At 40.8% G+C, this 14,133-nt stretch carries 15 protein-coding genes and 1 pseudogene; 15 read left to right on the top strand and 1 reads right to left on the bottom strand.

The genetic code is table 11. From position 1 onward, the window contains the following. Window positions 1-8: 8 nt before the first annotated feature. Window positions 9-188, bottom strand: a complete 180-nt coding sequence (locus tag MFP28_RS08065) for a hypothetical protein (protein ID WP_002897949.1) — start codon at window positions 186-188, stop codon at window positions 9-11. Window positions 189-322: 134 nt separating this feature from the next. Between MFP28_RS08065 and nagB the strand changes: the two genes are divergently transcribed. The 15 genes and pseudogenes from nagB (at window position 323) to MFP28_RS07990 (ending at window position 14,106) form a co-directional block, all read left to right on the top strand. Next, complete coding sequence (gene nagB / locus MFP28_RS08060) at window positions 323-1,030, top strand: glucosamine-6-phosphate deaminase (RefSeq protein WP_002906971.1); 708 nt, start codon at window positions 323-325, stop codon at window positions 1,028-1,030. A 150-nt stretch (window positions 1,031-1,180) separates the two neighbouring features. Further along, the gene (locus tag MFP28_RS08055; protein ID WP_080556469.1) at window positions 1,181-2,536 is read left to right on the top strand and encodes a DUF1958 domain-containing protein; all 1,356 of its coding nucleotides are present in this window, start codon (window positions 1,181-1,183) and stop codon (window positions 2,534-2,536) included. Between the two features lie 94 nt (window positions 2,537-2,630). Next, window positions 2,631-3,800 carry an MFS transporter gene (locus MFP28_RS08050; RefSeq protein WP_002906969.1) on the top strand — a complete coding sequence of 390 codons (1,170 nt, stop codon included), beginning with the start codon at window positions 2,631-2,633 and terminating at the stop codon, window positions 3,798-3,800. A gap of 116 nt (window positions 3,801-3,916) precedes the next feature. Beyond that, the gene (locus tag MFP28_RS08045) at window positions 3,917-4,867 is read left to right on the top strand and encodes a competence protein CoiA (RefSeq protein ID WP_002906968.1); all 951 of its coding nucleotides are present in this window, start codon (window positions 3,917-3,919) and stop codon (window positions 4,865-4,867) included. Between the two features lie 170 nt (window positions 4,868-5,037). Beyond that, window positions 5,038-5,424, top strand: coding sequence for a DUF1310 family protein (locus MFP28_RS08040; RefSeq protein WP_032916001.1), 387 nt, complete (start codon window positions 5,038-5,040; stop codon window positions 5,422-5,424). Window positions 5,425-5,634: 210 nt separating this feature from the next. Next, a complete protein-coding gene (locus MFP28_RS08035) occupies window positions 5,635-6,042 on the top strand; it encodes a DUF1310 family protein (RefSeq protein ID WP_002906966.1) in 408 nt (135 codons plus the stop codon). 152 nt (window positions 6,043-6,194) lie between these two features. Further along, window positions 6,195-6,587, top strand: a pseudogene (locus MFP28_RS08030) (DUF1310 family protein). Between the two features lie 322 nt (window positions 6,588-6,909). After that, the gene (locus MFP28_RS08025) at window positions 6,910-7,296 is read left to right on the top strand and encodes a DUF1310 family protein (RefSeq protein ID WP_002906963.1); all 387 of its coding nucleotides are present in this window, start codon (window positions 6,910-6,912) and stop codon (window positions 7,294-7,296) included. After that, window positions 7,297-8,898, top strand: a complete 1,602-nt coding sequence (locus MFP28_RS08020; protein ID WP_002906962.1) for a DUF2974 domain-containing protein — start codon at window positions 7,297-7,299, stop codon at window positions 8,896-8,898. Then, a complete protein-coding gene (locus MFP28_RS08015; protein WP_002906961.1) occupies window positions 8,895-9,269 on the top strand; it encodes a hypothetical protein in 375 nt (124 codons plus the stop codon). Before MFP28_RS08020 ends, MFP28_RS08015 begins: the two co-directional genes overlap by 4 nt. A 35-nt stretch (window positions 9,270-9,304) precedes the next feature. Next, window positions 9,305-9,613, top strand: a complete 309-nt coding sequence (locus tag MFP28_RS08010) for a hypothetical protein (protein WP_002906960.1) — start codon at window positions 9,305-9,307, stop codon at window positions 9,611-9,613. 162 nt (window positions 9,614-9,775) lie between these two features. Next, window positions 9,776-11,578 carry an oligoendopeptidase F gene (gene pepF / locus MFP28_RS08005; RefSeq protein WP_002906959.1) on the top strand — a complete coding sequence of 601 codons (1,803 nt, stop codon included), beginning with the start codon at window positions 9,776-9,778 and terminating at the stop codon, window positions 11,576-11,578. A gap of 1 nt (window position 11,579) precedes the next feature. Next, entirely contained in the window at window positions 11,580-12,263 is a 684-nt protein-coding gene (locus MFP28_RS08000; RefSeq protein WP_002906958.1) for an O-methyltransferase, read from the top strand. Between the two features lie 113 nt (window positions 12,264-12,376). Beyond that, entirely contained in the window at window positions 12,377-13,384 is a 1,008-nt protein-coding gene (prsA, locus tag MFP28_RS07995; protein WP_002906957.1) for a peptidylprolyl isomerase PrsA, read from the top strand. Window positions 13,385-13,524: 140 nt separating this feature from the next. After that, window positions 13,525-14,106, top strand: a complete 582-nt coding sequence (locus tag MFP28_RS07990; protein WP_002906956.1) for an LURP-one-related/scramblase family protein — start codon at window positions 13,525-13,527, stop codon at window positions 14,104-14,106. The last annotated feature ends 27 nt before the right edge of the window (window positions 14,107-14,133 follow it).

The following is a 14,133-nucleotide window of genomic DNA, read 5'->3' as shown; positions in this document are numbered from 1 at the left end:
ATATCTCCTTATATTGTTTTCATCAGCCAGAGTAGGTAGGCAGCGAGTAGAAAGGGACTAGCTGTAAGCAAGCCGCCTAAAATCAAACTTACAATCTGCCAGCCTGGTTGTTTTTTCATGAGGAAACTCAAGCTGCAGAGTAAGACTCCGACTAAAAATAAAATCAATAAAACAATCAGTAAAAACATGTCTCTATTATAACACGATTTGCCGCAAAAGGAAGCGAGCATGACTGAAAAGTATGTCTATTTTGCATACTTTTTCTTGACAAAAATTGGTCTATACCATATAATAAAATTAAGAAAAGAAGTGGAGGTAGAAAATGAGAATTATTCAAGTGGAAAACCAAGTAGAAGGTGGCAAAGTGGCTCTCGAGCTGCTCAAAGAAAAGCTGGCTCAGGGGGCAAAAACTTTAGGCTTAGCTACAGGTAGCAGCCCTGAAGGATTTTACAAGCAGATCGTTGAGAGCGACCTTGATTTTTCAGAGATGTTCAGTGTTAATTTGGATGAATATGTTGGTTTGCAGGAGGACAATCCTCAGTCTTATCGCTATTTCATGAACCAGCACCTCTTTAACCAAAAGCCTTTTAAAGCAAGCTTCCTGCCCAATGGTGCAGCGAAAGATTTAGAAGCAGAAGTGGCGCGGTACAATCAGCTTCTAGCAGAGCATCCAGCTGATTTGCAGATTTTGGGAATCGGTACGAATGGTCATATCGGCTTCAATGAGCCGGGGACTAGTTTTGAAAGCCAGACTCACTTAGTGGATCTGACACCGTCCACCATTCAATCCAATGCTCGATTCTTCGACAAGATGGAAGATGTTCCGACTCAGGCTATTTCCATGGGAATTGGCAATATTCTCAATGCTAAGTCCATCATCCTCTTTGCTTACGGTTCAGCTAAGGCCAAAGCCATAGCAGGGACTGTTGAGGGTGAGGTGACAGAGGAGCTGCCAGGCAGTGCTCTCCAGAAGCATCCAGATGTTGTGATTATCGCTGATAAGGAAGCACTTAGCTTGTTAAATCACTAAGATTTTGACGTTGTTGCTAGAAAACTGGCTTTGCCAGATAAAAGTCTCTTAATTTCCTATCTATTTTTTAGGTAGGATTTTTAGATTTATGGTTGACTTTGCGTAAAATATGATATACTAGATAGGTATAATTGTTCTTTGGAGGATCCTGTGAAGAAAAAGCTTTTGTTACTGGGAATTGTGTTCCTGACCTCTTTAGCGCCACTAGCTGCTAGGGCTGATGAATTGGTGGATATGGCTAAAAAGATGTATCCGCATGATAATGTTCAGGCGATTAATCGTCCCAAGTCTTCTCTCGTGATGGATGGCAGTACAGGTGATGTTGTCTGGGAGGATAATGTCGATGAGGTGCGTGATCCCGCTAGTATGAGTAAGCTCATGACACTTTACTTGGTCTTTGAAGCGATTAAGGAAGGAAAAATCAGCGAAAAGACGGTCATTACAGCTACACCTCAGGATCAAGCTACTGCTAATATTTATGAAATTTCTAATAATAAAATTGTTGCGGGTGTAGACTATACCGTATCTGAGTTGATTACCATGACAATCGTGCCGTCATCCAATGCGACAACCGTTATGCTGGCCAATTATCTATCGGACAATGATCCAGATGCTTTCTTGGATCGGATGAATGCCAAGGCTCAAGAGCTGGGTATGACGAATACCAAGTGGTTCAATGCCAGCGGTGCAGCAGCGATTTCTTTCAAGGGATATTACAATCCTCAGAATTACGATAATACTCTCAGCAATCAAACAACAGCCCGTGATTTGGCGATTCTGGCTTATAACTTTGTCAATCACCATCCTGAGATTCTAAACTATACTAATAAAGCCAAGGTTACGGTTAAAGCCGGAACTCCTTACGAGGAAACCTTTGAAACCTATAATTACTCCCTGCCGGGTGCTAAATACGCACTCAAGGGCGTAGATGGCATGAAGACAGGCTCTAGTCCTAACGGTGCTTTCAACTATATCGCGACCATTAAGCGTGGAGATCAGCGCATGATTGCTGTGATTATGGGAGTCGGTGACTGGTCTGACCAAGACGGTGAGTATTACCGCCATCCTTTTGGTAATGCTTTGATTGAGAAGGCTTATGCGGACTACGAGTACAAAAAACTCTTATCCAAGGGTGAGCAGGAGATTGATGGACAGAAATATAAGCTGCCTGAGGATTTCTACGCTACTGTTAAAAAGGGAACCGAGCCTAAAGTCAAGGTTGAAAATAATGTTCTCAAGGCTGAAAATGGCTTGAAGACCTTGTCTAGTAAGATCTCTGATGAAATGAAAGTCGAGAAAGTTGAGAATCCAGTTGCTCAGGCTATTGAAAATGTGACTGGCAGCAAGTCGGAAAGCAAGCCTTGGTATGGTGTGTTCTTCAGCGATAAGATGTTAATTCTGCTGCCTGTTGGCATCCTGCTAATCATTCTGTACTTTGAATACCGCAGTCGTCAAAAACGCAAGGCTGCAAAACAGGAACGTCGTAGAAATACAGATGTTGAATAAAGGGAATGTCCTCTGTCGCATACGAACGGAATGACTTTCCAAGCTAAAACTCAGTGATTTTGCTGAGTTTTCTTTCTGTTTTAAGGAGATTTTCATGCTAAAAAAGTTTCACAACAGCTATCTAGCTCATTTTTTACTCTTTAATTTTTTCTTCTTAGCCTATTCTCTTTTTTCGACTCTGATATCAGTCTATATGCAGGACTTAGGCTATTCTAATGCCCAAGTATCTATGGTAGTGTCAGCTTCCTTCTTTGCTTCCATGTTGGCTCAGCCGCTGTTTGGGATTCTCAGCGATGCTTTGGGGATTAAAAAGATCTTCCTTTTTAGCTTTCTAGTTATGATGGTTGGGGCTGTATTTTTCATGAAAGCGACTCAGCTTTGGCAGTTACTGGTCTGGTATAGTCTGGTCCTCATGCTGGTTAACGGGGTCAATCCAGTCATGGATGTTCTGGCAGCTCAAAGTCCTTATACTTATGGTAAGATTCGGATTTGGGGAACCATTGGCTATGCTTTAGGCTCTCAGCTGGCAGGATTGATCTATCAAAGAGTCGCACCGCAGGCTATTTTCCCAGTTTTTATTGGCATGATGCTTATCAGCAGCATAGGACTTTTGGGAATCCAGCCCAAGCACGACCGAGCAGCCCTAGAAAGCAGGAATACCCGTAAGCAGACAGGTCTGGGGAAGCTCTTGACCAACAAAACCTATCTCTTTTACTTACTTTTGGTCGCCCTCTACTCTGGGGTGGGGAATACTGGTCATACCTATATCCCTGCCATGCTACAGCATAGTGGCTTAGAGGTGGATATGGCTTCGACTGTTGTTGCCCTATCAGTTCTGGTTGAAGCGCCTTTTATCTTTTATTCCTATCTCTTTATGGACAAGATTTCGATGAAGAAGCTTCTTTATATCTGTTTGGGAATCATCTTTCTCCAGTACAGTGTCTATGCCTTGGACCTAGGTTTGATTTCGAAAATCGGGATGACTCTCCTTTCCAAGCACGTGACAGGCATGGTTTTGATTATGGTGACCTTGAAAATCGTGGCCAGCTTGGTCGATGAAAAATACCTGGTTACAGCCATTGCTCTGGTCCAGACAGCCCGCAGTCTGGGCACTATTCTCATTCAAAATCTGGCTGGCCATTTTCTGGACAGTTGGGGTTACGAAGGGATGAACCTCTTTCTAGCAGCGGTTATCTGCCTAGTCTGTCTGCTGGCCCCCTTTCTGAAATTGCCAGAACGAAAAGGAAATCAGTTATTTGGATAATGAAAAACGAGTCGGAGAGATGTTCTCTTGACTCGTTTTTTTGATGGTGTAGTTCTTTTCTCTTTTCTTTTGCGAATATTTTAGTAAATGAGAGAAATTTTAGAGGGGGTTAGGATATGTTTGTGGCGCGAAATCATAAGGGACTTTTGTGTAATGCTCTGGAGGGGAAGATTGAGAAGGGGGCTGATTTCGTCTGCCCAGCTTGTTCAGGGGCAGTCCGTTTTAAAAAAGGGAAGGTTATGCAGCCGCATTTTGCGCATATTTCGCTAGAAGAGTGTCGTTTTTACAGGGAAAATGAGAGTGCTGAGCACCTCAACCTTAAGGCCGAGCTTTTTCGCTGGGCTGTCCAGAAAGAGGAAGTTGAGGTGGAGGCTTTTTTGCCTGCTCTGCAGCAGATTGCTGATTTGCTGGTTGATAAAAAACTGGCTCTTGAAGTCCAGTGCAGTTCTCTAAGAATAGAACGACTGCAGGAACGGACGCTTTCTTACCGCCAGCATGGCTATCAGGTCCTCTGGCTCTTGGGGCGAAAACTTTGGCTCAAGGATTCCCTAACTCGCCTGCAGAAGGATTTTCTCTATTTTAGTAAAAATATGGGCTTTCATCTCTGGGAGCTGGATCAAGAAAAGCAAGTTCTGCGTCTTAAATACCTGATTCACGAAGATCTGCATGGAAAAGTCCAGTACAAGACCAAGAACTTTCCCTTTGGTCACAGTCAGCTTTTGGATATTTTGCGTTTGCCCTTTCAAAAGCAGGAGATGAACAGCTTTCTGGCCCAGCAAGATCCGCAGATCTGCAATTATATCCGCCGTCAGCTTTATTACCAGCAGCCTAGATGGATGCGGCTGCAGGCTCAGCTCTATCAGAATGGCGATAATCTCTTGACTAAGACTGCAGAGGATTTTTATCCACAGGTTCGGCCAATACAAGCTACCTCCTTCTGTCAGATAACTACTGACCTGACTGGCTATTATCAGCAGTTTGAGAATTATTACGCCAATCTCCAGCAAAAAAATCTGCAAATTGTTTATTCACCGGCTTTTTATGAGATGATAAGAGAAAAATGCTAAGTATCGTTAGTTTCCCATTGATGAAGCCATAAACTTTTAGCTATCCTTTCAGTTTTAGAATATTTAAGAATCCTGTATAATATAATAAAGTAATAAGTTAGATAGTTAAAAATTCTAAATCGTGCTAATTCAGCTAGCTTTAGAAAATATGAGAAGTGAAAGGTGCTATCATGAAGAAAATTTTTGTCATTTTTCTGACTATCATCACACTCAGTTCAGCTATGTTTTTAGGAGGATGCAGCATGCTAAATAGTCGGTCAGAAAAAGAAGAAATGATTCAGATTGCGGAGAGTAAAAAGATGAAGAAAGCCTTGGAAAATTTTCTCAAAGGTTTAGATTCTAAAGCTTTGACACCAGAAGGAAAGATTAAATCCTATGAAATTCAAAAGGATAAGTTAGATTATAATCCCATGGGAGGGATAATGATTCAAATGTTTATTAACGGAGATAAGAATTTAAGTTTAAGTGTAACAGTAGTGGAAGATTCAACAACTGGTAATTATGAAATTGCTACAAATTCAAGAAGTCGGAAACTTAGTGACCTATTGGCGAAATAGAATACATAGGCTCCGTTTCCCAAATTTACGACAATATTAAGGGTGAGAGAGAATGAGTTTTTGTCTTTACAACTCTTTATACGTAGCGTAGTCCTTGAAACTTTTAAAAAATAGTATAACAATGATAATATAAAACATTGATTCAAATCCAGTTTCCCATTTTCGTTAGGACATCAGTTTGAGCAAAGAAGAGAAACGAAAGGAGCCATTATGAAGAAAATTTTTGTCACTTTTCTGAGTATCATAACGATTAGTTCGGCTATGTTTTTAGGAGGGTGCAGTATGCCAAGCAGTCGGTCGAAAAAAGAAGAAATGATTCAGATTGCAGAAAGTAAAAAGATGAAGAGTGTTATTGAGGAAGGGCTGAAAAAGATTGATCCTCAAGCTTTAACACCTGAAGGGAAAATTAAAAGTTATGAAATTGATAAGAAGTCACTAACTCAGAACCCAATGGGAGGATTAATGTTCGATTTAATCATTAATGGTGACGAAGAAGTAACACTAGGATATGTCATTGGAGAGGACGAAAATGGGAAATTTCACAGAGATGGGACTGTGTGGTCACCGAAGCTTACAGAACTAATGGATGAAGAAAATGTAAATGGCAATGAAGAATAAGGTTTTTCTAGATAACTTCCTAACAATGATTGTGCTATTATGTTCTTTGGAAAAATAGTATAATAATTAATATAAAAAATTAATCTAAATTCGCCTTCTCGTTTTTGTTAAGGCATCGGTTTTATCAAAGATGAGAAGCGAAAGGAGTCATTATGAAGAAAATTTTTGTCATCTTTCTGACTATCATTACGCTTAGTTCGGCGATGCTTTTAGGAGGATGCAGTATGTTAAACAGTCGGTCGGAAAAAGAAGAAATAATCCAGATTGCGGAAAGTACAAAAATGAAGAAGGCGATTTAGAAAGAGTTGAGAGAACTGGATCCTAAAGTTCTGACAGCAGAAGGGAAGATTAAAACGTATAAAATTGAAAATAATAAATTAGATTTCAATCCGATGGGAGGATTAGACATCTATTTAATAATTAATGATAATAAGAAGTTTGAATTAGACATGACTTTTCAAGAAAATTCAACTACTGGCGAATACGAAGTGGGTGGTTATGGCATGTCTCCGGAATTTAACGAGCTAATTAGAGGAGAAAAGTAATACGCCTGATTATAAAAACCCTGTTGATGTTAGAGAATATGAAGATAAACAACTTGTTGGAACTTATTTATATGAGTATGGAAGTATGCATATTGTAAAGAATATGATGTAAATGGGAGGATTATTTAGGCACCGTCTCCCAAATTTATAAAAATATCAAGCGTGATGGAGAACGAGTTTTTGTCTTTACAACTCTTTATCCGTACTGGAGTACTTGAGACTTATAAAAAATAGTATAACAATGATAAGATAAAACATTAATCCAAATCCATTTTCATTAGGACATCAGTTTGAGAAAAGCTAACAAGCGAAAGGAGTCATCATGAAGAAATATTTTTTCATCTTTCTGACTATCATCACGATTAGCTCAGCTATGCTTCTGGGAAGCTGCAGCATTCTAAACAGTCGGTCAGAAAAAGAAGAAATGATTCAGATTGCGGAGAGTAAAAAGATGAAGAAGGCGATTGAGAATGAGTTGAGAGCACTAGATCCTAAAGCTCTGACAGCAGAAGGGAAAATTAAATCTTATGAAATTCAAAAGGATAAGTTGGAGTACAATCCTATGGGAGGAATGTTGGTTTATGTGGTTCTCAATAATGACCGTGAGTTAAATATGAGTATGACGGTATTAGAAGAAAAGACGGGTGAATATAGAATAGCGAGTTATTTTGCATCTGATGAACTTGACAAGCTTGTTGGAGGTGTATAAATGGATGGCTACTTAAATCCTATTGATGGCACAGGATATACTGATGGACAACATGTAGATATTGCTATGTTTGAATATGCCGAAGATATAACTGTTGGAAAAAAAGCTAAAGTTGGTGATGTTGGCTACATAGGCACCGTCTCTCAAATTTACGATAATGTAAATGGCCATGAAGAGCAGGTTTATGTACTAACAAATAGTGGAACGAATCGCGAGGCTGTCCCTTACTCCGCTTCGGATGCTGAGCGTGCTCAGGTGCAGGATGTGACAGTCATGATGCAGGGGTCACAGACTAAGACGCATACTCCTAAGTTGCTCCATGACACTGTTACGGATTGGCTGCCTACAGACTTTGTGACGGCGTCTCATCGTCTGGGACCTGCAGGTGCAGTAGAATATGCTACCCCTTTTGTTTATCGTCATTCAAAAAATATGATTACTCAAAAAAGCCGAGAAGAACTAGATAAGGCAGATCGAGACGTAAGTAATAACATAGGAAATGTAGTCGGAATCTTTAATAAAGATGCTGGTCAAGCTGTGAAGCAGAGCCTTAATTCTCTCAATAAAAATCCCTTCAATGAGCTGAGGAAGAATGTTATATCAAATGTTACAGGTGTTTATGGCGGAACTTTAACGACAGGAATTGCTGCACCGAATATTATGGTAGCTGCTAGTTATCTCAAAAAGACACAAGAGTTTCCTCCGGCTCAGTTTAAGGATGCGGCTAAGCATCTTAAGGAAACCATTCGTAAGTATCCGAATGCCAAGATTGATCTTTACGGACACTCTTTGGGTTCTATGGATATCCAGTATGCTCTATCCACTCTGACAGAGGAGGAGATGCGCCATATTGGCACTGTCCATATCTACAATGGCCCCAATATCTATCCTCTCTTAACCAAGGAACAGCAGGAAAGACTGGATAGTGCTAAGTATAAGATCTTTAATCATATCGACCATAAGGATATCGTCAGCTTAGGCTACAGCTTATCTGGCAGTGAAAATGCTGCTGGTATTGTACGCCATATTGCGACTGTCGAAAAAGAAATCGGCGATCAGCATATGATGGAGGGCTATATCTACGATAAAAATAAAAATTTTGTGCTTATGGATGGGACAGGAAAGACGACTATCAAGGATACTATCAAAGCAAATATGATTCCTTACCAGAATATGAAGAAGTATCTGTCTAAGGGTAGATTTAGCAGCAATGAAAAGATTTATCTGGATAGTGTTCAAGCCCAGGCAACTGTTCAAAATTTAGTAAATGTAACCAAACTAGGCTATGACACGTTGCAGCAGGCTAGAGATCAGGTTGTTAGCGAAGCGGAAAAGCTAGCAGAGCAGTTGGGAAAGGTTCCTCAGGGCTTCAGTCTTTGTCCAGATGAGGTGACTGCAGCCTATCAGGCTGGAGGTGCAGATTATCAATCATTGGTCGGATCTTTGCAAGAGCACTTTTATATTCGATTGTCTAAATTTCAGATGCTTCTAACTATCTTTGAAGTTTTGCAAGGTCAGATTGAAGCTGGTATTGAGCTGTTGCTGGCTAAGGATCAAACATTAGCAGGAGATTTTGAGCAATGGAACCAAATCAATCAATGAAGCAGGATATAGCTAAAAAAGAAAAAGAGATGGAGGAACTATACTCAGAACTTCAGCGTGAACGTTTGAAGATTGATAAAGAACGAGATATCATACTATCTAAGAAAAAAGCTTTTTCCGACATGCTACAAGAAGAGTATGAAATGGCGACTGCTATTTTACGGAAACAAGAAAGGGACACTAGTATCGAATGGCAAGCTTTAAATCAGTATATAGAATCCTATGATGTGTTGGCAGAAGAGGCTAGCAGCGAGGAATTGAAAAATCTTGATTTAAAAGATGAGAAAGTTTTGGAAACATTCTCTAAGCAGAGACGCCGTTTAGAATGGGAAATTGAAGATAGCTATTGTCGTCTTCGTGATTCTAAATAAATCTGCTGTTTAGAGTAGAGGAAAGGAAAAAGTCTATGTTTATATCAGAAGTAGCTTCAGCACCAGTAAAAAGTTACTTTTCACCATCTAAAACAGCCGATTTGACAGAAATTAGGAAAGCAATAGAAAAGCAAATTATAACGAATGTTTTAGCTCCTCTTTTGTTAGCTCAAAAAAGCAGCCTTCAAAGCAATTATGATACTCTTTTTACCGATGTCGCAAAGACTGTTCAGGAGAGTGTGAAAGTAGCTGCAGATCAGATAGATAGCTCGATGAAAGGGCAATTTTCTAAAAAAGTTGTAAGCGTTATAGACAACAGCGGTACGAAATTTGAAGAAATCTAGCAATGAACTCTTTGGAATCTAATTTTTCTTTGGTCAGGAATTAGGTTCAAAGAGTTTTTTTATTAATTAAGTCTGTCTGCCTAGCTACTATGTGATTTTGGTACTTGAGTTTTATAAAAAGTAGAATTTTGTGATAGAATAGGGGAGTCGGAGGATTTTTTTATGGCAAAACAAAGAAATGAAATTGAAGAAAAATATACTTGGGATTTGAGTACCATTTTCCCAACAGATGAAGCCTTTGAAGCGGAGTTGGCGCAGGTTTCAGAAGAAGTGAAGAAAGCAGCTAGTCTGGCTGGGCATTTGCTTGATTCAGCGGACAGTCTCTTAACAACGACTGAAGTGCAGTTGGACTTGATGCGTCGTATTGAAAAGCTTTATTCTTATGCTCACATGAAGAATGACCAAGATACACGTGTGGCTAAGTACCAAGAGTATCAGGCTAAAGGCATGACTCTTTACAGCGACTTTGGTCAAAGCTTTGCTTTCTATGAGCCAGAATTTATGGCGATTACAGAAGAGCAGTACCAAGCTTTCTTGGCTGAGCAGCCAGCCTTGCAGCAGTATCAGCATTATTTTGACAAGCTTTTGAAAAAGAAGGCTCACATCCTGACACAGCGTGAAGAGGAGCTATTGGCTGGTGCTGGTGAAATTTTTGGTGCAGCGGGCGAAACCTTTGCTATCTTGGATAATGCAGATATCGTCTTTCCGATGGTGCATGACGAAGATGGAAATGAAGTTCAGCTCAGCCACGGTAACTATATCACTCTGGTCGAGTCTAAGAACCGAGAGGTCCGCAAGGAAGCTTACGAGGCTCTCTACAGCGTCTACGAGCAGTATCAGCATACCTATGCTAAGACTTTGCAGACCAATGTCAAGGTCCATAACTACAATGCGAAAGTCCGCAAGTTCTCATCTGCCCGTGAAGCGGCTTTGTCAGCGGACTTCATTCCAGAAAGTGTTTATGACAGCTTAGTTTCAGCTGTCAATAAGCATTTGCCTCTTTTGCAACGTTATATCGCTTTGCGAGCAAAGATTTTAGGCATTTCTGACTTGAAGATGTATGATATGTACACACCTTTGTCAGAGACAGACTATAAGTTCACTTATGAGGAAGCCTTGGCTAAGTCTAAGGAAGTTCTGGCTATTCTGGGTGAGGATTATTTGAGCCGAGTGAAGAAAGCCTTCTCAGAGCGCTGGATTGATGTTCATGAAAATCAAGGCAAGCGCTCTGGAGCATACTCAGGCGGTTCATATGATACCAATGCCTTTATGTTGCTCAATTGGCAGGACACACTGGACAATCTCTTTACCTTGGTGCATGAGACAGGCCACAGTATGCACTCCAGCTATACTCGTGAGACTCAGCCTTATGTTTACGGGGATTATTCTATCTTCCTAGCTGAGATTGCTTCAACGACCAATGAAAATATCCTGACCGAGAAGCTCTTGGAAGAAGTAGAAGACGATGCTACGCGCTTTGCTATTCTCAATCACTTCTTGGATGGCTTCCGAGGAACGGTCTTCCGTCAAACCCAGTTTGCTGAGTTTGAGCATGCTATCCACAAGGCTGACCAAGAAGGGCAAGTTTTGACCAGCGAGTTTCTTAATGAACTCTATGCAGACTTAAACGAGAAATACTACGGCTTGAAAAAGGAAGATAATCCACAGATTCAGTACGAGTGGGCTCGGATTCCGCATTTCTACTATGATTACTATGTTTTCCAATATTCGACAGGATTTTCAGCGGCTTCTGCCTTGGCTGAAAAGATTGTCCATGGCAGTCAGGAAGACAAGGACAAGTATCTGGACTATCTGAAAGCTGGGAACTCTGACTACCCACTCAATGTCATCAAAAAAGCAGGTGTGGATATGGAAAAAGAAGACTACCTAAACGCTGCTTTTGCTGTCTTTGAGCGTCGCTTGGATGAATTCGAAGCCTTGGTAGAAAAGTTGGGACTGGCATAAGATGGTCGAGACTTATAATCAAAACTCTAATCCCAATATGCGCCGGCCAGTGGTCAAAGAAGAAATCGTTGACTTTATGAGACAGCGTCTCCAGCCGGTCACTGGTGGACTCAAGGAGCTGGAGGATTTCGCCAGAGCTGAAAATGTACCTGTGATTCCCCATGAGACAGTAGCTTTCTTCCGCCTGCTACTCGAAAGCCTGCAGCCTGAGAAGATTTTAGAAATCGGGACGGCTATTGGATTTTCGGCCCTTTTGATGGCAGAACATGCTCCTCAGGCTCAGATTACTACTATTGACCGCAATCCAGAGATGATTGAGCTAGCCAAGGCTAATTTTGCTAAGTATGACAGCCGTCAGCAAATTACGCTGCTAGAAGGCGATGCGGTGGATTTGCTTGAGACACTGGAGGATTCTTACGACCTTGTCTTTATGGACTCTGCCAAGTCTAAGTATGTGGTGTTTTTGCCTCAGGTCCTCAAGCGCCTCAATCCTGGTGGGCTGATTCTTATTGATGACGTCTTCCAAGGCGGCGATGTTGCCAAGCCTTTTGAGGAAATTAAGCGTGGTCAACGAGCTATTTACCGAGGACTGCATAGTCTTTTTGACGCAACTCTGGACAATCCAGATTTAACTTCTAGTCTGCTTCCCTTGGGAGATGGTCTGCTTATGATTAGAAAAAAATGACATCTCTGATTTTTTCCTAATTTCCAAAAATTTTTAGTAAAATTTAAGATATCAATTCAAATTTGTGCTACAATAGAAAACATGAACTTTTAAGAATAAGGAGTCAATATAAAATGAAGAAAAAAATATTTGCAGGAGCTGTGACACTCTTGTCAGTCGCTGTATTAGCAGCATGCTCTAACTCAGAAGGCAAGGACATCGTGACCATGAAAGGAAACACGATTACTGTCAATGAGTTCTACGATCAAGTGAAAAACAATGGTGCAGCTCAGCAGGTCTTGCTGCAGATGGCTATCAAAGACATCTTTGAAGAAAAATATGGCAAAGACGTCAAAGACAAGGATGTTAAGGATGCTTTCGAAAAGTCTAAAACTGCTTACGGTACAGCTTTTGCCCAAGTCTTGGCTCAAAACGGATTGACCGAAGATGCCTACAAGGAGCAAATCCGCACCAATATGCTGGTAGAGTATGCCGTTAAGAAGGCTGCTGAAAAAGAGCTGACTGACGAAAACTACAAGGCTGCCTTTGAAAACTACACGCCAGAAGTAACAGCTCAAATCATCAAGGTTGACAGCGAAGACAAAGGTAAGGAAGTTCTCGAAAAAGCTAAAGCAGAAGGAGCAGACTTCAGTCAAATCGCTAAGGAAAACTCTACCGATGCTGCCACTAAGGAAAAAGGCGGAGAAATCAAGTTTGACTCTGGCTCTACTGATGTTCCAGATGCTGTCAAAAAAGCTGCTTTTGCTTTGGAAGAAAATGGCGTTTCAGACCTTGTGACTGTGCCAGATTCACAGTACTCAGCAAGCTACTATATTGTTAAGCTGGTTAAGAAGTCAGAGAAATCTTCTAACTGGAAAGACTACAAAGATAAACTGAAAAAGATTATCATTGCGCAAAAAGAAAAAGATACTAGCTTCATCCAAAGCGTCGTGGCTAAAGAGCTGAAAGATGCCAACATCAAGGTTAAGGACAGTGCTTTCCAATCTATCTTTGCTCAGTATATTGAAACGACAGGCTCTTCAACTTCTTCATCAAGTGCTGCCAGCAGCTCAAAGACATCTGAGTCTAGCTCAGCAGCTGAAAGCAGTTCAGCAGAAGCTTCATCCTCAGCCGCAGAATAAGGTTGACGAAAAGAGAATAAGCAAGTATAATAAGACTGGTGAGAATTGATTTTTCAAGTTCTTAGTTCAGAGAATTGGCGGTGCTGCGAGCCATCTGAGACGGAGAATCATGCTACTCATCTTGAAAAATAGAATATGAAATGAGAATGACAAGTTCATTGAATGAAGGTGGTACCGCGGTTTTTCGCCCTTCGGACAAGGAACTTGTCTTTTATGTTGACTGTGGAGGTAACGTAATGAAAACCTATCTTGTCAAACAGAAATTTCGCTTAGGCGGCGAACGCTTTGATATCAAGGACGATCGCGGAAATGTGGATTACCAAGTGGAAGGCTCTTTCTTCCAGATTCCTAAGACCTTTACTATCTATGATAGTCAGGGTCAAATCGTCAGTCAGATTACCAAGACCCTTATAACCCTCCTGCCCCAGTTTGAAATCAAACTCAGCAGCGGGTATAGCTTTTATATCCGTAAGAAATTCTCTTTTTTGCGTGATAAATATAAATTTGATAATTTGGGTCTTCGAGTTGAAGGGAATATCTGGGATTTAAACTTTCGTCTGCTGGATGACGGCAATCAAGTCGTTGCAGAAATTACCAAGGAGCTCTTCCATCTAACCTCTACTTATCAGGTGAATGTCTATGATGAGACTTATTCAGATTTGGTGATTTCCCTCTGTGTCGCTATTGATTATGTCGAAATGCTGGAAAGTTCGTCGTCATAATGCAATTATTTTTAGAAAAAAATTAAG

It is taken from the genome of Streptococcus sanguinis (genome assembly GCF_050234405.1).
Taxonomy (GTDB): Bacteria; Bacillota; Bacilli; order Lactobacillales; family Streptococcaceae; genus Streptococcus; species Streptococcus sanguinis_W.
Note: the sequence above shows the minus strand (reverse complement) of the source record. Positions and strands in the feature narration are given on the sequence as shown.

Bases quoted from the DNA above. Each gene is read 5' to 3' on its own strand.
- MFP28_RS08040 (WP_032916001.1), top strand. From the start codon at position 5,038: ATGAAGAAAATTTTTGTCATTTTTCTGACTATCATCACACTCAGTTCA.
- MFP28_RS08025 (WP_002906963.1), top strand. From the start codon at position 6,910: ATGAAGAAATATTTTTTCATCTTTCTGACTATCATCACGATTAGCTCA.
- MFP28_RS08050 (WP_002906969.1), top strand. From the start codon at position 2,631: ATGCTAAAAAAGTTTCACAACAGCTATCTAGCTCATTTTTTACTCTTT.
- MFP28_RS07990 (WP_002906956.1), top strand. From the start codon at position 13,525: ATGAGAATGACAAGTTCATTGAATGAAGGTGGTACCGCGGTTTTTCGC.
- MFP28_RS08020 (WP_002906962.1), top strand. From the start codon at position 7,297: ATGGATGGCTACTTAAATCCTATTGATGGCACAGGATATACTGATGGA.
- MFP28_RS08065 (WP_002897949.1), bottom strand. From the start codon at position 188: ATGTTTTTACTGATTGTTTTATTGATTTTATTTTTAGTCGGAGTCTTA.
- MFP28_RS08045 (WP_002906968.1), top strand. From the start codon at position 3,917: ATGTTTGTGGCGCGAAATCATAAGGGACTTTTGTGTAATGCTCTGGAG.
- prsA (WP_002906957.1), top strand. From the start codon at position 12,377: ATGAAGAAAAAAATATTTGCAGGAGCTGTGACACTCTTGTCAGTCGCT.
- MFP28_RS08010 (WP_002906960.1), top strand. From the start codon at position 9,305: ATGTTTATATCAGAAGTAGCTTCAGCACCAGTAAAAAGTTACTTTTCA.
- pepF (WP_002906959.1), top strand. From the start codon at position 9,776: ATGGCAAAACAAAGAAATGAAATTGAAGAAAAATATACTTGGGATTTG.
- MFP28_RS08035 (WP_002906966.1), top strand. From the start codon at position 5,635: ATGAAGAAAATTTTTGTCACTTTTCTGAGTATCATAACGATTAGTTCG.
- MFP28_RS08015 (WP_002906961.1), top strand. From the start codon at position 8,895: ATGAAGCAGGATATAGCTAAAAAAGAAAAAGAGATGGAGGAACTATAC.
- nagB (WP_002906971.1), top strand. From the start codon at position 323: ATGAGAATTATTCAAGTGGAAAACCAAGTAGAAGGTGGCAAAGTGGCT.
- MFP28_RS08000 (WP_002906958.1), top strand. From the start codon at position 11,580: ATGGTCGAGACTTATAATCAAAACTCTAATCCCAATATGCGCCGGCCA.